The following is a 19,393-nucleotide window of genomic DNA, read 5'->3' as shown; positions in this document are numbered from 1 at the left end:
GGTCCATCATTCCGATCGCGGGTCCCAATACTGCTCGGTCGACTATCAGGCCCTGCTTCGCAAACGCGGCATCCTGACCTCAATGAGCGGGCGCGGGACCTGCTACGACAACTCGATGGTGGAAACGTTCTTCAAAACCATCAAGTCGGAGCTGATCTGGCCGGTCGCCTGGCAATCCCGCCAGCAGGCAAAAAACGCCGTCGCCAGATACATCGACGGGTTCTATAACCCCGTCAGGCGACATTCATCGCTCGGCTTCCAAAGCCCCATCGCCTTCGAGCGGAAGGCCCGGGAAATGAGCTAAACGCTCTCCACCAAACCCGGGCAAGTCCACTCTGCTGCCGAAAAAGGCGAAGGCCCGGTCCCCAGGGGGCCGGGCCTTGCAGGTCTTGCGCGACGGGCGGGTCAGATCAGGGATTGACCACCGGGGGCGCCAGGGTTGCACCACCTTGCAGCCCGCCCGGGGTGGGGGCGACCGGGGCCGTGCCGCCTTCGGGGGCGGCGGCGCCGCCGGGCACCGTCGGCGCGCCGAGGTTCGGAAGGCCAGGCAGGCCAGGCAAACCGCCGGGGGCAGGGGCCGTGGTGGTTCCGGCCGGGGCCATCGGCGTCAGTGTCGGCACCTTGATCTCGATGGTCGAGGGATCGACGACCGCGCCCTTGTAGTGCATCACCATCTGTGGGAAGGCGATCACCACGCCGACCATGATCACCTGGATCACCACGTAAGGCGTGGCGCCCCAGTAGATCTGTCCCGTCGTGACACCAGCGATCTTCTGCCGGGTGACCTTGTCCTCATAGGTGCCCCGCGGCGCGACCGAGCGCAGGTAGAACAGCGCAAAGCCGAAAGGTGGGTGCATGAACGAGGTCTGCATGTTCACGCCCAGGATCACCCCGAACCAGATCAGGTCGATCCCCAGCGTCTGCGCAGGCGCGACGAGCAGGGGAACGATGATGAAAGCCAGCTCGAAGAAATCGAGGAAGAAGGCCAGCAGGAAGACCATGATCGAGACGACGATCAGGAAACCCAGTTGGCCGCCCGGCAGCGAGGTCAGCAAATGCTCGACCCAGAGATGGCCGTTCACGCCGTAGAAGGTAAGCGAGAAGACCCGCGCGCCCAGGATGATGAAGATCACGAAGGCCGAAAGCCGCGTGGTCGAGGCCAGCGCCTGGGTGATGACGGCCATGTTGAGCCGCCCCTTCATCGCCGCCAGCAGCATGGCACCGACCGCGCCCATCGCGCCGCCCTCGGTGGGGGTGGCGATGCCGAGGAAGATGGTGCCCAGCACCAGGAAGATCAGCGCGAGCGGCGGGATCAGCACGATGATGACCTGCTGCGCCAGCCGCGACATGGTGTTGATCTTGAAGTTCTTGTCGATCACCGCCCAGGCATAGATCGCCAGAATCCCCACCGCGGCACCCAGGATATCGGCATCCGCGCCATGGGTCGGGTATAGCCAGACATGGGCCCCATAGCCGATCCCGAAGCAGGCGATCAGGGCCACGAAAAGCGACATTACGCCTGAACCCAGCGTCCGCGCCTCGGGCGGCAGCGCCGGCACCCAATGCGGCCGCACGATCGAGATGATGAAGATGTACAACATGTACAGCCCGGTCAGGACCAGGCCGGGGATCATCGCCCCCTTGTACATGTCGCCCACCGACCGGCCGAGCTGGTCGGCCAGCACGATCAGCACCAGCGAGGGCGGGATGATCTGCGCCAGCGTGCCCGCGGCGGCGATGGTGCCCGAGGCGATGCGGCGGTCATAGCCGTAGCGCAGCATGATCGGCAGCGAGATCAGGCCCATGGCGATCACGCTTGCGGCGACGACGCCCGTGGTGGCGGCCAGAACCGCGCCCACGATGATCACCGCATAGGCAAGACCGCCCCGGATCGGGCCGAACAGCTGGCCGATCGTGTCCAGAAGGTCCTCGGCCATGCCGGACCTTTCCAGCACGATCCCCATGAATGTGAAGAAGGGGATGGCGAGATAGATCTCGTTCGACATCACCCCCCAGAGCCGCTGTGGCATCGTGTAAAGAAGCGGCCAGTCCAGCGTGATCGTGCGTTCGGAATAGGGGGCCAGCCAGACGGCGATGGCAAAGAATAGAAGGCCGTTGGCGGCCAGGGAAAACGCGACAGGGTAGCCCAGGAGCAGGAACACCACCAGCGAGGCGAACATGATCGGCGCCATGCTCTGCGCGATGAGTTCCATCATTTGCGGTCACCTTCATTCAGTTCGGCCACGGTCTTTGCCAGTTCTGCCCCTTCCAGTTCAGCGGCCTCATGCGCCGAGACGAAGGGATGCGGATCTTCGATCAGGCCCTGCATGACCGCGATCTTCTTGATGACCTCGGAAATGCCCTGAAGCACCAAAAGGAAGAACCCCGCCGCCAGGACGGCGCGGGCGGGCCAGATGATCAGGCCACCGGCATTGGTCGAGACCTGCCCGATCCGGTAGGCCTGCAAAGTATACGGCACCAGCATCCAGGTCATCAGCACGACGAAGGGCAGCAGGAAGACGAGATGGCCGAACAGGTCAATCCAGTGCTGCGTCCGCCTGGTGCGCGTGCCGTAGAAAATGTCGATGCGGATATGCTCGTTCTGGGCCAGCGTGTAGGCGGCGGCGCCCATGAAGGCCGCGCCGAACAGATACCATTGCGCCTCAAGCCAGGCGTTGGACGAAAACTGCGGCGCGAATTTGCGGACGATGGCATTGCCTGCCGAGATGATGATCGAGGCAAGGATGAGCCACATCACCGCCTTTCCAATGATCGTGTTGATACGATCGATCAGGCGCGAAAGCGCCAGAAGTGGTTGCATAAACTCCCCTCCCTGTGGCCGGTTAGATCCGGCCTGTCGCAAGTGGTAAGAAAACTTGCCCAATTATCCGGTCCATGCCGGTTGCGTCAACTGAAACAAATTCGGCGCGGAAAATCCAACTTTTTTCGGGAGAGTCCAGCTTAAGCCCCAAGATTCAGGAAGATTTTCCGGGTGACGCTACGGAAGCGGCGGCCGCGCGGGCAGCCGCGGCTGGAAAATGCACAAGGCGAAAGCGGTCAACTGGCTGTGCCAGGGCGGCGGCTCACGGCTGACTCGGCCCCGCGCACGCGAGAGCGGTCATTCCTGTGTGCCGCGCGCTTCGGGCAGGGAAATACGCGCCACCTGTTCGGCGATCGGATCGACCGAAAGCGGATGCAGTTCGGCGCGATGGCGGGCGGGATCGCCCAGATCTTGCCATTGGCCGGCCTTGTAGATCTCGACGGCCGAGAAGCCGGACTTATAGCCCATCTTGCGGCTGCCGGGCACCCAGTAGCCAAGGTAGACATAGGGCAAGCCAGCCTCGCGTGCGATGGCGACATGGTCGAGGATGACATAGGTGCCCAGGCTTTGCGCCGCCATATCGGGGTCGTAGAAACTGTAGACCATCGAAAGTCCGTCATCGAAGACATCGGTCAGGCAGACGGCGGCGAGGGGGCGGCCCCGCTCGCCCTCGCGCGCGGGCCTGGTATATTCGATGACGCGGGATTTGATCGGTGTTTCCTCGATCATCGCGGCAAATTCGAAGATGTCCATGTCGGCCATGCCGCCATCAGCATGGCGGCTGTCCAGATAGCGGCGGAAGAGGTGGAACTGATCCTCGGTGGCCCAGGGGCTGGTGGCGTTGCGCCGCAGGCCCGCGTTGCGCTTGAGGATGCGCTTCTGGCTGCGGTTCGGCACGAAATCCGCGACGCGGATGCGGGCCGAGAGGCAGGCCGAACATTCCGCACAGGAAGGGCGGTAGAGGACGTTCTGGCTGCGGCGGAAGCCCTGTTTCGACAGGGTGTCATTCAGCTTCTGCGCATGCTCGCCCTGCAAGGCGGTGAACAGCTTCCGTTCGGTCCGCCCGTCGAGATAGGGGCAGGCCTGCGGAGCCGTCACATAGAATTGCGGGGCGATGGGAAGGGTGTGGCGCATGTGGGGCTGAATGTGGATCCGGCGACAGCCTAGCAAGAGCTTCGCGATCCGCCAAGAACCTGCTTCCGGCGCCAAGAAAAAAGCGCGCCCCGCAAGGGGCGCGCCGGGAAGGCCGGGGCCTTCGCTGGATCAATACTCGCCCTTGCGCGGCTCTTCCGGGCCGGCGGGGGGCGTCACGTCCTGGGGCACGTCGCCGCTGCGGGCGCTCTGGGCGGCGCGGTCTTCCATGAAGGCGTCGAATTCCTTCTTGTCCTTGGCTTCGCGCAGGCGCTGGAGGAAGCTTTCAAAGGCTTCCTGTTCCTCTTCCAGGCGACGCAGGGTTTCGGCCTTGTAATTGTCGAAGGTCGCGTTGCCCGAGGGGCGGAAGGCCGCGGAATAGGCCTGCCAATTGCGGCCCCAGCCGCGGCCATGGCGGTCGCTGTCCTGGGTCATGTGGCGGCGGCTGCGGCAGGATTGACCGAACATCTCATTGCTCCAGCGGTGGGTCCAGGTGATGTAGAAAACAAGGAAAAGCCCGACGGGCCAGGCGAAGATGAATCCCAGCACCATGGCGGCGATCCAGGCGCTGCGGCCGCGGCGGTCAAGCCAGGCTTCGGCGCGGCGCGGCCAGGAAAACAGGCCGCGTTGCGGGCCGCTATAGGGGCCGCGGGCATAGGCCGATCCGGCGCCATAGGCGGCTCCGGCGGGGTTGCCTTGGGCGGCGACGGAAGGCGAGTGCATCAGCGGTGTCTCCCTTGCTGCGATTGCATGTGAATGTCTTTCACATGACGCAAGATGCGCGCGAGGAAGCGGCCTTTCAAGCCCCTATGTAAAGAATATTCACATTTTGCGCGCGGCGCGCCTGGCAGCGGGTGCAGAGCGGCGGAGTCTGGCCTATCCGGCGACGCAGAAGGCTGCGCGTTGCGCGCCCGATGCAACACAAAGCGCCTGCGGATCGGCCGGGAAAATGTGGCGCGGCGTTCCGGCGGCGGCCCAGACGGTTGTGAAATCGAAAAGGCGCGGGTCCATCCAGACCGGGCTTGGGGTCAGGTGGCCCAAGGGTGCAACACCGCCGATGGCAAAACCGGTAACCGAGCGTACGGTGGTCCCGTCGGCGCGGCCCAGCGGCTCGCCAGCCAGGGCCGAGGCGGCGGCGGAGTCGACGCGGTTGCCGCCTGCGGTGAGGAAAAGGTAAAGCCGTCCGCTGCTGCCCTGGAAGAGGATCGACTTGACGATCTGGTCCAGCGCGCAGCCCGCCGCCGCGGCTGCCTCGGCGGCGGTGCGGGTTTCGGCCGCCATCTCGACCGGGCGGCCGGGCAGGCCTGCGGCTTCAAGTGCGGCGGTGACGCGGGCAAGGCTTTTCGACATGACTGGTCCCGTTGTCAGGCCGGGGCCTCCGGCGGGGGTATTTGGGCCAAGATGAACCGGCAGGGCAAGGGGCAAGGGCCGCGTTGACCATGGCAGGGCGGCCGGGGCAGGATGCACGGGCCATGAGTGACACATTTGCCGCCCGCCTCACCCGCCAGCCCCTCGCATTCGATGCCGGCGCCGCTGCCGATACGCGCCGGGACTTTGCCGATCTTTCCCCTGAACTGAGCGGACTTCTCGCCGCCACGGCGGGTTGTTCGCCTTTCCTGAAAGGCTTGATGGCACGCGAGGAACCGTGGCTGCGCGCGGCGCTGGCGGGGGCGCCCGAGACGGCTTTGGCCGATGTGCTGGACGGCATGGCCAAGGCGCAGGGCGAGGCTTTGGGGCCGGGGCTGCGGCAGGCCAAACGGCGGGTGGCGCTTCTGGCGGCGCTGGCCGATCTGGGCGGCGTCTGGGCGCTGGAAGAAGTGACGGGCGCCCTGACGGCGCTGGCGGACCGGGCGGTCGATCTGAGCCTGCAACGGCTGGTCGCCGAGGAAATCCGTCGCGGCAAGCTGCCGGGCGTGGTGCCAGAAGATGCCGCCACGGCGGCGGGGATGGTCGTGCTGGCCATGGGCAAGATGGGCGCGGGAGAGCTGAATTACTCCAGCGACATCGACCTGATCTGCCTGTTCGACGATGCCCGCTATGGCGATGAGGCGGGCGAGGCGCGCATGGCCTTCATCCGCGTCACCCGCAAGATGGCGGCGCTTTTGTCGGATGTGACCGATCAGGGCTATGTCTTCCGCACCGACCTGCGCCTGCGGCCCGATGCGGCGGTGACGCCGGTCTGCCTGTCGATTTCGGCGGCCGAGGCCTATTACGAGGCCGAGGGCCGGACCTGGGAGCGCGCCGCCTATATCAAGGCGCGGCCCTGTGCGGGCGACCTTGCGGCGGGCGGGCGGTTCCTGGCGGCGCTCACGCCTTTCGTCTGGCGGCGGCATCTGGATTTCGCAGCGATTCAGGATGCTTATGACATGCGCCTGCGCATCCGTGACCATCGTGGCCTGCATTGGGGCGCCGCGGGTCCGCGCGCGGTCGAGGGGTTGAACCTGAAGCTCGGGCCGGGCGGAATTCGCGAGATCGAGTTCTTCACCCAGACCCGCCAGCTGATCGCGGGGGGTCGGGATGCCAGCTTGCGTGACCGAACGACGGTTGGCGGCCTGTCGGCCCTGGCGGCGAAGGGCTGGGTTCCGCCCGATGTCGCGGCGGAGCTGACCGCGCTGTATCGTAGCCATCGCGAGGTCGAGCACCGTTTGCAGATGGTGATGGATGCCCAGACCCAGGTGATGCCCGCCACCGAAGAGGGCGTGGCGCGGATCGCGGCCTTTTGCGGTGAAAGCGAGGAAGGGTTCCGCGCGGGGCTTTTGGCGCGGCTGTCGCGGACCGAACATCTGGCAGAAGGCTTCTTCGCGCCGGGCGCGGCCGAGGAAGGGCCGGAACTGTCGGATCATGCCAAGGCGATCGTGGCGGGTTGGCGGTCCTATCCCTGTCTGCGCTCGGAACGCGCGCAACAGATCTTCCGGCGGCTGCGGCCCCAGCTTCTGAAAAAGCTGGCGCGGGCGGCGAATGAGGACGAGGCGCTGGTGGCGCTGGATGGGTTTCTGGCCGGGTTGCCGGCCGGGGTGCAGATCTTCTCGCTCTTCGAGGCCAATCCGGCGCTGGTCGATCTGATCATCGACATTGCCGGCACGGCCCCTGCGCTGGCGCGGCATCTGAGCCGCAATGCCGCGGTGCTCGATGCGGTGATCGGCGGCACGTTCTGGGAGGCCTGGCCCGGCAAGGCGGGGCTGGGCGCGGCGCTGGCGCGGGTGCTGGCGGCGGCGGGGGATTACGAGAAGCAGCTCGACGCCGCGCGGCGCTGGATGAAGGAATGGCATTTCCGCGTCGGGGTTCATCACCTGCGCGGGCTGATTGACGGGTTCGAGGCGGGAAAGTGCTATGCCGATCTGGCCGAGGCGGTGGTTGCGGGGCTCTGGCCCTGCGTGACGGCGGAATTCGCCCGGCGGCACGGGGATTTGCCGGGGCGGGGTGCGATCCTGCTGGGCATGGGCAGCCTGGGGGCGGGGCGGCTGAACGCTGAAAGCGATCTGGACCTGATCCTGATCTATGACGCGGCGGGTGTGGACATGTCCGAAGGGGCCAAGCCCCTGGCGACGCGGGCCTATTACGCGCGGCTGATGCAGGCGGTGGTCACGGCTCTGTCGGCGCAGACGGCGGAGGGGCGGCTTTACGAAGTGGATGTGCGGCTGCGCCCTTCGGGGCGGGCGGGGGCGGTGGCGACCTCGCTGGAAGGCTGGCGGGGCTATCAGGAGGAAGAGGCCTGGACCTGGGAGCATCTGGCGCTGACCCGTGCCCGGGTCATGGCGGGCGAGCCGGGACTGGCTGCCGAGGTCGAGGCGCTGCGGCGGGGTCTGGTGGCCGAAAAGGGCAAGGGCGCGAAGGTGCGCGGCGATCTGGCCGAGATGCGGGCGCGGCTTGCGGCGGCGAAACCGGCGGAAGGTCCGTGGGAGGCCAAGAACGGCCCGGGCCGGATCATGGATATCGAGCTTTGCGCCGAGCTGATGGCGCTGATCTCGGGCAGTCCGGCGCGGGCGGTCGAAATGCAGCTTGCGGCGGGCAAGTCCTTGATGCCGCAAGAGGACCGCGAGACCTTGCTCGAGGCCTATCGGCTGCTGTGGCGGGTGCAATGCGCCGGGCGTCTGCTGGGCGCGCGGCGGCTGGAGCCGGACGCCCTGGGCGAGGGCGGCCGGGCTTTCGTGCTGCGCGAGGCAGGGGTGGCCAGCGCGACGGCGCTGGCAGAGGCCATTGTGTCGGCGGCGGGCCTTGCCGAAGCGGCGATCCTGCGCCAGCTTGGGCCGGGGTGACGGGCATGGGGAGACGGGCCGTGGAACTGAAACTGGCCGATCCCAAGGGGTTGGTGCGCGAAAGCTACCGGATCGAGGGGATCACGCTGGGTGAATGCCGGTCGATCTTTGTCGACTGGGCTTTGAGCCTGGCGCCGGGTGTGGTGGTGGCCGATGCCCTGCGGGCCCTGCTGGCGGAATATGCCGCGGGAGCGCCGGGCCATCCGATGAACGCGGTGCTGGAAGAGGGGCTGCGCGCGCCGCCGCCCGCCGGACGCCGGGGCGGACGGGCCGGGCGGATGCGCGGCGCCGAAAGCTAGCCACGCGCGGCGGCCTCGAGCGCGGGTCCGTCGAGTTTTACCATTTGCATCATGGCCTTGAGCACGCGATCGGCCTGGGCCGCATCGCGGGTTTGCAGAAGCGTGAAGAGGCTGCGCGGCAGGATCTGCCAGCTTACGCCGAAACGGTCGGTCAGCCAGCCGCAGCGCATCGCGCTGCCGCCATCGAGAAGCGCGCCCCAGATCCGGTCAAGCTCTGGCTGGGTGTCGAGATGGATCTCGATCGAGGCGGCGGGGCCGAGGGTGTAATGCGGGCCACCGTTGAGGAAGGTGAAGCGCTGGCCTGCGAGGCTGAGCTGGACCTGAAAGGCGCGGGCGGGATCGGCGCGGTTGGGAAAGATGTGCAGGATCTGCGCGCCGGGGATCAGGCCGCAATAGAAGCGGGCGGCCTCTTCGGCCTTGTCATTGAACCACAGGCAGGTCTGGACGGAAGGCGCGGTCATCTGGGGCCTCGCGTTGATGGCATTTGCGCAGAGTACGCCTGGGGGGCGGGGATGGCGCGGGAAATCCGGGGCACTGCGGGCAAGAGATTGGAGACGCACGATTAATTCGGGAGATCGCCACAAGCGGATCGTCTTTCCAACGTCTTCCGATTGTCTTCCGAACGTCTTCCGCGCCGGGGCTGCGCGGGCGTTAACCAGGAAGGGCGAATCGGGGGGTGATGGATGGGTCACCCCCCCGGCGCGAGGGCGGAGGTGACGCGATGTCCGGCGCGCTTGCCGCGCGGCGATCGGGATCGGATCAGGCGCGCAGGCGGGCGGCTTCGGCGGCGAGTGTGGTGATCGCGGCCCAGTCTCCCCGGACCATCGCCTCTTTCGGCGCGACCCAGCTGCCGCCGACGCAGAGGATGTTCTTCAGCGACAGGTAATCGGGCGCGTTCTTCAGGCTGACGCCGCCGGTGGGGCAGAAGCTGACCTGGGGGATGGGCGAACCGATGGATTTCAGGAAGGCGGCGCCGCCCGATTGCTCGGCCGGGAAAAACTTCTGCACGGTGTAGCCCTGTTCCAGAAGGGCCATGATCTCGGTTGCGGTCACCGCGCCGGGCAGCAGCGGCAGGCCCTCATCCTGACAGGCCTGGATGATCGCGGGCGAGGAGCCGGGCGAGACGCCGAAGCGCGCCCCGGCCTTTTTCGCGGCCTTCACATCGGCGGCCGTCAGCAGCGTGCCCGCGCCCACGACACCGCCCGGCACATCGGCCATGGCCCGGATCGCGTCGAGCGCGCAAGGGGTGCGCAAGGTGACCTCGAGCGCGGGCAGACCACCTGTGACCAGCGCCTCGGCCAGCGGACGGGCATGCGCCAGATCTTCGACGATCAGGACGGGAACCACCGGGGCGAGGCGGCAGATCTTGAGAGCTTCGGCAGATTGCTGGGCGGGGGTCATGGGACTGTCCTGTAAAGCGCGGGCGGGCGGAAGGCGGGGCTTCCGGCGGGAATATGTGACGCCAACAGGAAGGGACAGGGCCCTTTCGCCTGGCGCCGGGGACTTCAGACGACCACGGCGGCGCCGGTATCGGGCGCGCCGACATGGGCCCGGAAGGCCGCGAAGAGTTCGCGACCGATACCCTGGCTGTTGCCGGAGAGGTCGGGTTTCGCGGCGGGCCGGGTCTCGAAGCCGGTGGTGAGGCAGGCCAACGTCCCGGCGGAGGCGTCGAGGCGCAGGATGTCGCCATCCTGAAGCCGGGCAAGCGGGCCGCCCGCTGCCGCTTCGGGGCAGACATGGATGGCGGCGGGCACCTTTCCGCTGGCGCCGGACATGCGGCCATCGGTGACAAGGGCGACTTTCAGGCCGCGGTCTTGCAACACCGAAAGGATCGGGGTGAGGGAATGCAGTTCCGGCATCCCATTGGCGCTAGGCCCCTGGAAGCGGACGACGACCACGGTGTCGCTGGTGATTTCGCCCGCCTTGAAGGCGGCTTTCACCGCGTCCTGACTGGCGAAGATTCGGGCCGGGGCTTCGATGATGTGGCGTTCGGGCGCCACGGCGGAGACCTTGATGACGCCGCGGCCCAGATTGCCCGAGAGATGGCGCAAGCCGCCCGTGGCGGCAAAGGGCGCGGCGGCGGGGCGCAGGACCTTGTCGTTCAGGGTCTCGGTCGGGCCGGGCGTCCAGGCGAGGCGGCCGTCCTGAAGGGTCGGTTCCTGGCGGTAGGGGGCGAGGCCATCGCCCGCGACGGTCTTGGCGTCTTCGTGCAAGAGGCCCGCATCGAGCAATTGGCCGATGAGGTATTGCAGCCCCCCGGCGGCGTGGAAATGGTTCACGTCGGCCAGGCCATTGGGATAGACCTTGGCCATCAGCGGCACCGCCTGTGACAGTTCGTCGAAATCGGCAAGGTCGAGAAGCACGCCCGAGGCGCGGGCCATGGCGGGCAGGTGCAGCACGAGGTTGGTCGAACCGCCTGTCGCCATCAGCCCGACGATGCCATTCACATAGGCGCGTTCGTCCAGGATCTCGCCCGCGGGGCGATAATCATTGCCAAGCGCGGTGATCTGGGCGGCCCGGGTGGCGGCGGCTTCGGTCAGCGCCTCGCGCAAGGGAGTGCCGGGATTGACGAAACTGGCGCCAGGCAAGTGCAGGCCCATGACCTCCATCAGCATCTGGTTGGTGTTGGCGGTGCCGTAGAAGGTGCAGGTGCCGGGGCCGTGATAGCTGGCCATTTCCGCCGCCATCAGCTCGGCCCTTGTGGCCTTGCCTTCGGCGAATGCGTTGCGGACCCTGGATTTCTCGTCATTCGGGATGCCTGAGGGCATGGGGCCGGCAGGGATGAAGACTGCCGGGATATGGCCGAAGGTGGCGGCGGCCATGATCAGGCCAGGGACGATCTTGTCGCAGACGCCAAGGTAAAGCGCGGCGTCAAAGCAATTGTGCGACAGGGCGACACCGGCGGCGAGCGCGATCACGTCGCGCGAGAAGAGCGACAGTTCCATGCCGGGCTGGCCCTGGGTCACGCCATCGCACATGGCGGGCACGCCGCCCGCGACCTGGGCGGTGGCGCCGGCGCGGCGGGCGGCGTCGCGGATCAACTGGGGGTAATGCTCATAGGGCTGATGGGCCGAGAGCATGTCATTATAGGCGGTGACGATGCCGATATTCGGGCTGCGGCCTTCGGCAAGCGCCGCCTTGTCGGCGGTCATGGCGGCATAGGCATGGGCCTGGTTGCCGCAGGACAGATGCGCGCGGACGGGGCCTGCCGCGGCGGCGGCGCGCATGCGGGAAAGATACAGGCCGCGGGTCGATTCCGAGCGGGCGCGGATGCGGTCGGTGACGCGGGCGATGGTCGGATGGAGGGTCATGTCCTCGCTCTTTCGGGGGCGCGCGACAGGCGCGGGGCGGCGCGCGCGACTTTGGGATGGGCGTCAGTCTAGCAGGATGTGTTAGCGCTAACAATAGCTGAAGCGGCAGGGTCTGCCCGGGCTGTGCCCAAAGTGGAAAGGCCCTGTCCGTGCCCGAAGATACCGCCTGCGCGACCGAATTGCAGCCCAAATCTGCCGCATTTGAAGGGCATTCGTCGGATCAAGCGACCCGAGGCCCCGGCGGCTTCGGGCGGAACGGAGGATGCGATGCGCGGGCTGCGAATGGCGATTTCCCTTGGGCTGGTGGCGATGCTGGCGGCCTGTGTCTCTCCCAGGACCGACAGCCGGCCTGGGCCAAGCGATGGCATGGTGCTGGCCACGGCAGGTGGCGGCAAGCCCAGCCATGGCGTTCAGAAAGTGGCGGTTCCGCTGCATGTGATGGATGTAAAGGTCAGCGTGCCGCGCAGCCTGAAGGTCAGCGAGGCGGAGATCTTCTATCCGCTGGCCGATATCGTCTGGCGCGGCGATCCGCGCGGCGACCGCTATGCCCAGATCGAGGCGATCTATGCCGCGGCGATTCCGCCCGCGATCGCGCCCCTGACCCATGGCTTGCCCGTGGTGGCCGAGATCGAGGTGACGCGCTTCCATTGTGTCACCGACAAGACGCGCTACACGGTGGGGGGCGTGCATTCGCTGGCCTTCACCCTGACGATCCGCGATGCGGCGACCGGGGCGGTGCTGGCGGGGCCGCGCAAAGTAACGGCGGATGTGAAGGCCCATGGCGGCCAGCGCGCCGTTGCCGAAGATGCCGCGGGCATCACGCAGAAACATGTGATCACCGAGAAGCTGGCCACGGTGATCCGGCGCGAGCTTGAGGTGCTGAACGTCGATCCGGCCGTGCTGGGCATGGCCGCGCAGGGGCTGGCCGATCCGGCGCTGCCGGTCGTCCAGTAAGGCTTTTCGCCCGCACGGGGCTGAGGTATGGGAGGGCATGGAGCCCTCCCTTTCCCCATCCGCCCCCGCCGCGGCCCCGCATGGCCGCCCCGTCGTTCGTCTGCGCCCCAAGGCCGAGGCCCGCGCGATACGGCATGGTTTCCCCTGGGTCTATGCCGATGAGCTGGTCATGGACCGGCGCACGCAGGGTCTTGAGGCGGGCGCGCTGGCGGTGCTGGAAGATGCCGAGCGCCGCCCGCTGGGGCTGGTGACGGTCAATCCCGCGTCGAAGATCATCTGCCGGATGCTGGACCGCGACCCTGGCGCGGTGGTGGATCAGGCCTGGTTCGCGGCCCGGGTGGCGCGCGCGCTGGCCCTGCGCGACCGGCTCTATGCCGCGCCCTTCTACAGGCTGGTCCATGCCGAGGCCGATGGCCTGCCCGGTGTGGTGATCGACCGCTTCGGCGATGTGGCGGTGGTGCAGCCCAATGCGGCCTGGGCTGAGGCGCATCTTGACGCGCTGGTCGCGGCGCTGGCGGCGGTGGCGGGCGTGACGACCGTGATCAAGAACGGCGCGGGCCGGGCGCGCGGGCTGGAAGGTCTGGCCGAAGAGATGGCGGTGGTGCTGGGCCCGGCGCCGGAAGGGCCGCTGGCGGTGCCGATGAACGGCGCAACCTATATGGCCGACCTGATGGGCGGGCAGAAGACCGGGCTTTTCTACGACCAGCGCGAGAACCACGCCTTTGCCGCGAGGCTGGCGCGCGGGGCGCGGGTGCTGGATGTCTTTACCCATGTCGGTGGCTTTGCCCTTGCCGCGCTGGCCGGGGGGGCGGCAAGCGCGCTGGCGGTGGATGCCAGTGCGGCGGCGCTGGCGCTGGCCGAGGCGGGGGCGAAAGCCTCGGGCCATGGCGACTGCTTCGCGACGCGGCAGGGCGATGCCTTCGCGGCGCTGGAGGCCCTGGGCGCGGAAGGCGCGCGCTTCGATCTGGTGATCTGCGATCCGCCGGCCTTCGCGCCCGCGAAGCCCGCCCTGGAGGCGGGCCTGCGCGCCTATGAGCGGATCGCCCGGCTGGCGGCGCCCCTGGTCGCGCCCGGCGGATATCTGGTCCTCTGTTCCTGTTCCCATGCGGCGGATCTGTCGTCCTTCCGCAATGCCAGCGCGCGCGGGATCGGGCGGGGCGGGCGGCGCGGGCAGGTGATCCATACCGGCTTTGCCGGTCCCGACCATCCGGTGCTGCCGCAGCTTGCGGAATCGAGCTATCTCAAGGCGCTGGCCTTCCGGCTGGACGGATGAAGGCGGTTCTCGACGCCTGCGTGCTGTTTCCGACCGTGCTGCGCGAGATCCTGCAAGGCGCGGCGGCGGCGGGGCTGTATGAGCCGATCTGGTCGGACCGCATCCTGGGTGAATGGACCCATTCGGCGGGCAAGCTGGGGCCGGGGGCCATGGTGGTGGCCGAAGGCGAGGCGGCGCTGTTCCGGGCGGCCTTTCCGCGCGGTCGGGTGGCGGTGCAGCCGGGCATCGAGGCGCGGCTTCTGCTGCCCGATCCGCAGGATGTGCATGTGCTGGCGACCGCGATCGCGGGCCATGCCGATGCGATCGTAACCTTCAATGCGCAGGATTTTCCAGGCCATGTTCTGGCCGAAGAGGGCCTTGTGCGGCGCGACCCTGACGGTTTCCTTTGGGAGATGCAGTCGCGCCATCCGGCGGTGATGGCGACGGTGGTAGAAGAGGTGCGGGCGCGGGCCGAGGCGATCTCGGGCCAGGAGGTGGCGCTGAAGCCGCTTCTCAAGCGGGTGCGGCTGTTCCGGCTGGCCAAGGCGCTGGCCGGGGGAATCACCGCCCGTCGAGGATCGCCAGGGACAGGGTTTTGACGGAATCAGCGCGGGCTGACCGGCGGCGCGCCCTGAAAAAACCACATTTCCTTAAGGTTGTTTCTTAGCTGTGTACAATGACCCGGATGTCCGGGCACTGCCGTGCAGAGCCGGGAAAAAAATGACATGAAATTGCCACGTTAACCAGATAATCGTTTGCAAATTCCGCCGGGTTATCCATCCTGCCCGCACAACCCCCCGATGAGGTAGTTTTCCGAATGAAACTGTTTGCCCCTCTGGCCGTCGCCGCCGCGCTTTCGGCCGCCGCGCCTGCCCATTCCGCCATTGTCCTGATCGACGATTTCTCGGGCTATGGCAGCTCGACCGTGCTGAACGCGCCGGATTCCGTCTTCGGCGGCAGGTGGTTCACGACCGACGGCACCGTGGATTATCTGGCGGCCGGCGATTCATGGTCGAACCTGTGCCTGGGCGCCAGCGGAAGCTGTGTCGACCTGGACGGCTCGACCGGCAATGCCGGCGTGTTCTCGTCGTTCCTGCTGGGGCCGGGCACCTATAACGTGCTGTTCCAGCTGACCGGCAACCTGCGCGGTGGCACGGACGAACTGACGATCGCTTTCGGCAGCGTGGTCCGCACCGTGACGCTGGCCTGGAACGAAGTGGTCAACCAGAACTCGTTTGGCCTTGATTTCTTCGGCATCACCGTCGGTGCGGAGGGCACGCGTCTTTCGTTCTCGACCGCCGGCGGCGACAATATCGGCCCGCTGCTGAAATCGGTGGTGATCGAGACGGCCCCCGCGCCTGTGCCGGTGCCCGCCGCCGGTGGCCTGCTTCTGGGCGCCCTGGGTTTGCTGGGCTTTGCCCGCCGCCGCAAAGCCGCCTGATCCCGCTGCGAGGCAAGGTTTCTGAAATCGGAATGGCTGGTCACTCCAAGCGGGGGGCCAGCCATTTTCTTTCATTCGCTTCGATCGCGGCGATGCGGTCGGCAGTGCCGGGGTGGCTGAGAAGCCAGGCCGGGGCGCCTGCGGCGCGGTTGCCGGTCATGGCGTCAAGCTTGCGGAACAGGCTTTTCTGCGGTCCGGTGCCGATGCCGGACTTGATCAGAAGGGCGGTGGCATAGGCGTCGGCCTCAAACTCGTCGCGACGCGACAGGCGGGCCATCAGGGCCGAAGACAGCGTGTTGGCCAGCATCGGGCCGATGATTGGGATGAAACGGCCAAGAAAGGCCGCGAGCAGCACGAAGACGGCGTTCTGGCCGGTGAAGTCGATCATGCGCCGCCGCATATGGCCCAAGGCGACATGGCCCATCTCATGCGCGATGACGGAAGCCAGCTCTTCGGGCGTGACCTCGCCCTGCATCTTCTTGGCGACGAAGCCACGTGTCAGGTAGATGCGGCCATCGGGACCGGCAAGGCCGTTGACCGGATCGGTATCCAGCACATTGACGGTGATCTTCGGAATGTCGAGCGCGCTTGCCATGCGGTCGGCAAGGCGGGTGATCGCGGGGTCGGTCAACGGTTGCGACTTCTCGGCCAGCATCCGCTTGGTGCGCCAGACGGAAAAGCGCATGGCGAGAAAGGCATAGGCGATGAGGGCAAGGAAGGGCAGAAGGCGGATCAGCATCGCGCGAATATGGGCCTGGCGCCGCCTGCCGCCAAGCCCGGATGCCGCTAGCTGCAGAACTTTCCGTCGTAAAGACCCGCTTCGGCTGTCTTTTCGACGGAAAGTTATACCTCAGCGCAATTCCTTGATGCCACGGGCGATGCCCTCGGCCGTCATGGGCACCATGCGGTTCGCGAAAATGCCGCGGATCAGCCGGGTCGATTGCGTCTGGTCCCAATAGCGCTCGGGTTCGGGGTTGATCCAGAGGTGATGCGGCCATTGCGCCGTTGCGCGGGTCAGCCAGGTCTGGCCGGGTTCGCGGTTCCAGTGTTCCACCGCGCCGCCGGGATGGGTGATCTCATAGGGCGACATGGCGGCGTCGCCGACGAAGATCGCCCGCCAGTCGCCGCCATGGCTGCGCAACAGATCCCAGGTGGGGGTCTGGCCCTGCCAGCGCCGGGCATTCTCGCGCCACACGCCTTCGTAAAGACAGTTGTGGAAATACCAGACTTCCAGATGGCGGAATTCGCTGCGGGCGGCAGAGAACAGCTCTTCCATGATGCGGGCATGCGGATCCATGCTGCCGCCGATATCGAGGAACAGCAGCACTTTCACCGCGTTGCGGCGTTCGGGGCGCGTGGCGACATCCAGCCAGCCCTGGCGGGCGGTGGCGCGGATGGTCTCGTCCAGATCCAGCTCTTCAGCGGCGCCTTCGCGCGCCCAGCGGCGCAGCGCGCGCAGGGCAAGCTTGAGGCTGCGGGTGTTGATCTCGACCCGGTCGTCGAGATCGCGGAATTCGCGCCGGTCCCAGACCTTGACCGCGCGCTTGTGGCGGCTTTCGTGCTGGCCGATGCGGATGCCTTCGGGGTTATAGCCATAGGCGCCGAAGGGCGAGGTGCCGGCGGTCCCGATCCATTTGCTGCCGCCCTGATGGCGGCCTTGCTGTTCGGCCAGCCTTTGCCGCAACGTCTCCATCAGCTTGTCGAACCCGCCAAGCGCCTGGATCGCAGCCTTTTCTTCTGCCGACAGGTGCTTTTCCGCCAGCTTGGCCAGCCAGTCGGCGGGCAGGTCGAGCGCTTCGAGCACCTGCGCTTCGGTCAGGCTTTCCAGTCCAGAAAAGGCGGCGGAAAAGGCGCGGTCGTACCGGTCGAGATGGCGTTCGTCCTTGACCAGAGCAAGCCGGCCCAGGTGATAGAAAGCCTCGGGATCGGTGCCGGGCAGGCCCGCGGCGAGAGCTTCGAGAAAGGCAAGGAATTCGCGGGGCGAGACCGGCACGCCTTCGCGGCGCAGCGCTTCGAAAAAGGGAAGGAACATGCGCCCTCCGCTGCGGCTCAGGCGGCGATCACGGCGCGCTGCCGCGGGCGATGGCGATGGTCAGGAACAGGCCCAGAAGCGCGAAGGCGATGCCATAGGCGGCGGCATATTGCGCCATGTCGGCGGCTTTGCCGCCGCGCCGCCGTGCGGTCAATGCGCCCAGAATGGCCCCAAGGCCGAAGCCGCCGATCACGATCATCTCTTGCCCACCAGGTTCCTTTGGCGGCCCGGGGCGGATCAGCCCCGCGGCGGCCATTGCCCGCCAAGGGCACTGATCTCGCGCTGGCGCGCGCGCACCTGCGCCTCGGTGCCGAAGCCATAGCGCGCGGCGCTGGCACTGTCCACCCGGACGGCCTGGGCCTGCGCGCCAAGGCCCAGCATGTCCAGCGCCTCGGCCTTGATCAGAAGGACGGTGGCGAGCAGCGCCTGGTTCTGGGCGGCGCGGATCGCGGGAATGGCGCGGTCGGCCAGTTGGATCGCCCGGTCGGGTTGGCCCGCGGCGACGGCCATGGCCGCAAGCTGCATGTCGATATGGGCGACATGGATCGCGCCGCCGGGCAGGCTGGCATAGATTTGGGCGGCCTGGGCAAATTCGGCCAGGGCGCGGTCGCGATCGGCCCCGACATAGAGGCGGGCCAGGGCGAAATGGCTGAAGGCGAGACGGGCGTCCTGCCAGCCCTGGGCCCGGGCCAGCGCCAGCGCGCGTTCGGCGGCGGCGCGGCGCGAGGCCTGCGGGCCACCAGTGGTGATGGCGGTTTCGATCGCGGCGATCCAGGCGCTCGGCGTGGGCGAGGTATCGGCCCCGCCAAAGCCCGGCCCGGCGCCGTTCACCCGCGCCATGATCGGGCCGATCAGGGCCTGGACCTGAGCCCGGCTCATGCCCGAGCGCAGGTCCGGCGCATAGGTGGCGCGCAGGATCGTCATGTCAAAGGGCGTGAGGACCGAGTTGAAATTGTCGTCGTTGAAGACGCTGTCCGAGAGGCGATAGAGGTCATTCAGCGGACCAAGCGCCTGGGCGACCTCTTCATGCAGGCAATCGCGGACCTCTTGTGCGCTGGCATCGGAGGGGGCGAAGATCGCGACCTGACGGCGCTCGACCACCTGGGCCCAGTCCAGCGCATCGCTGCCGCGCTGGCGGCGGAACTCGGCCAGCGAGACGACATTCGGCACGACGAAACAGGCGGCGGTCGGGGCAAGGCGGCGCAGGGTTGCGCGCGGGGTGAATTCCACGGTGATCGAAGCGCCGGGGGCGGTGGTGCGCGAGATGTCGATGCCGGCCTCGCCACGCAGACGGGCGATGACGCGGTCAAGGTCGGCCGCCGCGGTGGCGGGCACGGCCCCGGTCAGCGCGATGGTGACGGGGCCTTCAAAGCGGCTGAAATGATCAAGCGCACGGCCCGTCTCCATGCTGAACGTCAGCTCCATGAAGCTGGCGGCCATTTCGGCATCGCCATGCCGCGGGCTGACAGGGGCTGCGAGGGGCAGAAGGTCAAGGGCGAGGGGGGCGGTGAAGCCCGCCTCCGAGCCGGAGGAACCGCCGGGGCGGGCCTTGGTGACCTGGGTCGCGGGGGCGGCAAGGCAGCCCGCGAGGGCGAGGGTCAGCAGGGCCGCGGCGGCCCCTTGAAGGGAATGTCGCATGGCGGGTCAGCAGCTTTCATGCGGAAGACGAGGGGGGTGGCGGCCCGGACGAAGGCAGATGCCCCCGCATCCTCCTTCGCCCGGGTTGTGCCATGGTCCGCAACAGCGCCTGGCCCCGGCTGTCCAAGGGGGCGAGCAGACGTGGTGCCCCAGGGAAAGACGGCGCCCGAAGCCGCACCGGGGACCTGCCGGGCGGAGACGCGGGATGCCCGCAGCGGCCTGCGGGGCACGCGCGGGGAATGGGTCACGGTATGCGGC

At 67.5% G+C, this 19,393-nt stretch carries 19 protein-coding genes; 7 read left to right on the top strand and 12 right to left on the bottom strand.

The features are described from left to right. Positions 1–304, top strand: a 304-nt coding sequence (locus ACED67_RS05035) for an integrase core domain-containing protein (protein ID WP_395540436.1), incomplete at its 5' end; no start/stop codon positions are given. A gap of 106 nt (positions 305–410) precedes the next feature. Here ACED67_RS05035 and ACED67_RS05030 read toward each other — a convergent pair. From ACED67_RS05030 to ACED67_RS05010, 5 genes are all read right to left on the bottom strand, one after another. Then, a complete protein-coding gene (locus ACED67_RS05030; protein ID WP_395540435.1) occupies positions 411–2,216 on the bottom strand; it encodes a TRAP transporter large permease in 1,806 nt (601 codons plus the stop codon). After that, positions 2,213–2,821 (bottom strand): TRAP transporter small permease subunit, encoded by a 609-nt coding sequence (locus ACED67_RS05025; RefSeq protein WP_395540434.1) that lies wholly within the window; start codon positions 2,819–2,821, stop codon positions 2,213–2,215. Before ACED67_RS05025 ends, ACED67_RS05030 begins: the two co-directional genes overlap by 4 nt. Before the next feature lie 297 nt (positions 2,822–3,118). Further along, positions 3,119–3,955 carry an arginyltransferase gene (locus ACED67_RS05020; protein WP_395540433.1) on the bottom strand — a complete coding sequence of 279 codons (837 nt, stop codon included), beginning with the start codon at positions 3,953–3,955 and terminating at the stop codon, positions 3,119–3,121. Between the two features lie 129 nt (positions 3,956–4,084). Then, complete coding sequence (locus ACED67_RS05015; protein ID WP_395540432.1) at positions 4,085–4,675, bottom strand: DUF2852 domain-containing protein; 591 nt, start codon at positions 4,673–4,675, stop codon at positions 4,085–4,087. A 153-nt stretch (positions 4,676–4,828) separates the two neighbouring features. Beyond that, positions 4,829–5,302, bottom strand: coding sequence for a YbaK/EbsC family protein (locus ACED67_RS05010; RefSeq protein WP_395540431.1), 474 nt, complete (start codon positions 5,300–5,302; stop codon positions 4,829–4,831). Positions 5,303–5,424: 122 nt separating this feature from the next. Here ACED67_RS05010 and ACED67_RS05005 point away from each other — a divergent pair, with 122 nt between their 5' ends. Beyond that, positions 5,425–8,208: a [protein-PII] uridylyltransferase family protein gene (locus tag ACED67_RS05005; RefSeq protein ID WP_395540430.1), complete on the top strand. Its 2,784-nt coding sequence runs from the start codon at positions 5,425–5,427 to the stop codon at positions 8,206–8,208. A 20-nt stretch (positions 8,209–8,228) separates the two neighbouring features. Beyond that, positions 8,229–8,507, top strand: a complete 279-nt coding sequence (locus ACED67_RS05000) for a hypothetical protein (protein WP_395540429.1) — start codon at positions 8,229–8,231, stop codon at positions 8,505–8,507. Here the strand turns inward: ACED67_RS05000 and ACED67_RS04995 are convergent. The 3 genes from ACED67_RS04995 to edd form a co-directional block, all read right to left on the bottom strand. Continuing rightward, complete coding sequence (locus tag ACED67_RS04995) at positions 8,504–8,968, bottom strand: VOC family protein (protein ID WP_395540428.1); 465 nt, start codon at positions 8,966–8,968, stop codon at positions 8,504–8,506. The two genes, ACED67_RS05000 and ACED67_RS04995, sit on opposite strands and share 4 nt — an antisense overlap. A gap of 298 nt (positions 8,969–9,266) precedes the next feature. Then, a complete protein-coding gene (gene eda, locus ACED67_RS04990; RefSeq protein WP_395540427.1) occupies positions 9,267–9,908 on the bottom strand; it encodes a bifunctional 4-hydroxy-2-oxoglutarate aldolase/2-dehydro-3-deoxy-phosphogluconate aldolase in 642 nt (213 codons plus the stop codon). A gap of 104 nt (positions 9,909–10,012) precedes the next feature. Beyond that, entirely contained in the window at positions 10,013–11,818 is a 1,806-nt protein-coding gene (gene edd, locus ACED67_RS04985; RefSeq protein WP_395540426.1) for a phosphogluconate dehydratase, read from the bottom strand. 267 nt (positions 11,819–12,085) lie between these two features. On the opposite strand from edd, the gene ACED67_RS04980 reads away from it, so the two are divergent. The 4 genes from ACED67_RS04980 (at position 12,086) to ACED67_RS04965 (ending at position 15,465) form a co-directional block, all read left to right on the top strand. Next, entirely contained in the window at positions 12,086–12,772 is a 687-nt protein-coding gene (locus tag ACED67_RS04980; RefSeq protein ID WP_395540425.1) for a DUF6778 family protein, read from the top strand. Between the two features lie 37 nt (positions 12,773–12,809). Next, a complete protein-coding gene (locus tag ACED67_RS04975; RefSeq protein WP_395540424.1) occupies positions 12,810–14,045 on the top strand; it encodes an RSP_2647 family RNA methyltransferase in 1,236 nt (411 codons plus the stop codon). Beyond that, on the top strand, positions 14,042–14,623 hold the full coding sequence (locus ACED67_RS04970) for an RSP_2648 family PIN domain-containing protein (RefSeq protein WP_395540423.1): 582 nt from the start codon (positions 14,042–14,044) through the stop codon (positions 14,621–14,623). The genes ACED67_RS04975 and ACED67_RS04970 overlap by 4 nt, the downstream gene beginning before the upstream one ends. 218 nt (positions 14,624–14,841) lie before the next feature. Continuing rightward, positions 14,842–15,465: a PEP-CTERM sorting domain-containing protein gene (locus ACED67_RS04965; protein WP_395540422.1), complete on the top strand. Its 624-nt coding sequence runs from the start codon at positions 14,842–14,844 to the stop codon at positions 15,463–15,465. A gap of 40 nt (positions 15,466–15,505) precedes the next feature. Here ACED67_RS04965 and ACED67_RS04960 read toward each other — a convergent pair whose 3' ends face one another. From ACED67_RS04960 to ACED67_RS04945, 4 genes are all read right to left on the bottom strand, one after another. After that, positions 15,506–16,201 carry a M48 family metallopeptidase gene (locus tag ACED67_RS04960; protein ID WP_395540476.1) on the bottom strand — a complete coding sequence of 232 codons (696 nt, stop codon included), beginning with the start codon at positions 16,199–16,201 and terminating at the stop codon, positions 15,506–15,508. A 114-nt stretch (positions 16,202–16,315) separates the two neighbouring features. Beyond that, positions 16,316–17,497, bottom strand: a complete 1,182-nt coding sequence (locus ACED67_RS04955) for a vWA domain-containing protein (RefSeq protein ID WP_395540421.1) — start codon at positions 17,495–17,497, stop codon at positions 16,316–16,318. A gap of 28 nt (positions 17,498–17,525) precedes the next feature. Then, positions 17,526–17,696, bottom strand: coding sequence for a hypothetical protein (locus ACED67_RS04950; RefSeq protein ID WP_395540420.1), 171 nt, complete (start codon positions 17,694–17,696; stop codon positions 17,526–17,528). A 38-nt stretch (positions 17,697–17,734) separates the two neighbouring features. After that, positions 17,735–19,135 (bottom strand): DUF2927 domain-containing protein, encoded by a 1,401-nt coding sequence (locus ACED67_RS04945; RefSeq protein ID WP_395540419.1) that lies wholly within the window; start codon positions 19,133–19,135, stop codon positions 17,735–17,737. Positions 19,136–19,393 lie beyond the last annotated feature (258 nt).

The sequence above is a fragment of the Neotabrizicola paludis genome (assembly GCF_044142105.1).
Lineage (GTDB): Bacteria > Pseudomonadota > Alphaproteobacteria > Rhodobacterales > Rhodobacteraceae > Pseudogemmobacter.
This window is presented reverse-complemented; position numbering and strand designations above follow the sequence as displayed.

Bases quoted from the DNA above. Each gene is read 5' to 3' on its own strand.
- ACED67_RS05030 (WP_395540435.1), bottom strand. From the start codon at position 2,216: ATGATGGAACTCATCGCGCAGAGCATGGCGCCGATCATGTTCGCCTCG.
- ACED67_RS05025 (WP_395540434.1), bottom strand. From the start codon at position 2,821: ATGCAACCACTTCTGGCGCTTTCGCGCCTGATCGATCGTATCAACACG.
- ACED67_RS05020 (WP_395540433.1), bottom strand. From the start codon at position 3,955: ATGCGCCACACCCTTCCCATCGCCCCGCAATTCTATGTGACGGCTCCG.
- ACED67_RS05015 (WP_395540432.1), bottom strand. From the start codon at position 4,675: ATGCACTCGCCTTCCGTCGCCGCCCAAGGCAACCCCGCCGGAGCCGCC.
- ACED67_RS05010 (WP_395540431.1), bottom strand. From the start codon at position 5,302: ATGTCGAAAAGCCTTGCCCGCGTCACCGCCGCACTTGAAGCCGCAGGC.
- ACED67_RS05005 (WP_395540430.1), top strand. From the start codon at position 5,425: ATGAGTGACACATTTGCCGCCCGCCTCACCCGCCAGCCCCTCGCATTC.
- ACED67_RS04995 (WP_395540428.1), bottom strand. From the start codon at position 8,968: ATGACCGCGCCTTCCGTCCAGACCTGCCTGTGGTTCAATGACAAGGCC.
- eda (WP_395540427.1), bottom strand. From the start codon at position 9,908: ATGACCCCCGCCCAGCAATCTGCCGAAGCTCTCAAGATCTGCCGCCTC.
- edd (WP_395540426.1), bottom strand. From the start codon at position 11,818: ATGACCCTCCATCCGACCATCGCCCGCGTCACCGACCGCATCCGCGCC.
- ACED67_RS04980 (WP_395540425.1), top strand. From the start codon at position 12,086: ATGCGCGGGCTGCGAATGGCGATTTCCCTTGGGCTGGTGGCGATGCTG.
- ACED67_RS04975 (WP_395540424.1), top strand. From the start codon at position 12,810: ATGGAGCCCTCCCTTTCCCCATCCGCCCCCGCCGCGGCCCCGCATGGC.
- ACED67_RS04970 (WP_395540423.1), top strand. From the start codon at position 14,042: ATGAAGGCGGTTCTCGACGCCTGCGTGCTGTTTCCGACCGTGCTGCGC.
- ACED67_RS04965 (WP_395540422.1), top strand. From the start codon at position 14,842: ATGAAACTGTTTGCCCCTCTGGCCGTCGCCGCCGCGCTTTCGGCCGCC.
- ACED67_RS04955 (WP_395540421.1), bottom strand. From the start codon at position 17,497: ATGTTCCTTCCCTTTTTCGAAGCGCTGCGCCGCGAAGGCGTGCCGGTC.
- ACED67_RS04950 (WP_395540420.1), bottom strand. From the start codon at position 17,696: ATGATCGTGATCGGCGGCTTCGGCCTTGGGGCCATTCTGGGCGCATTG.
- ACED67_RS04945 (WP_395540419.1), bottom strand. From the start codon at position 19,135: ATGCGACATTCCCTTCAAGGGGCCGCCGCGGCCCTGCTGACCCTCGCC.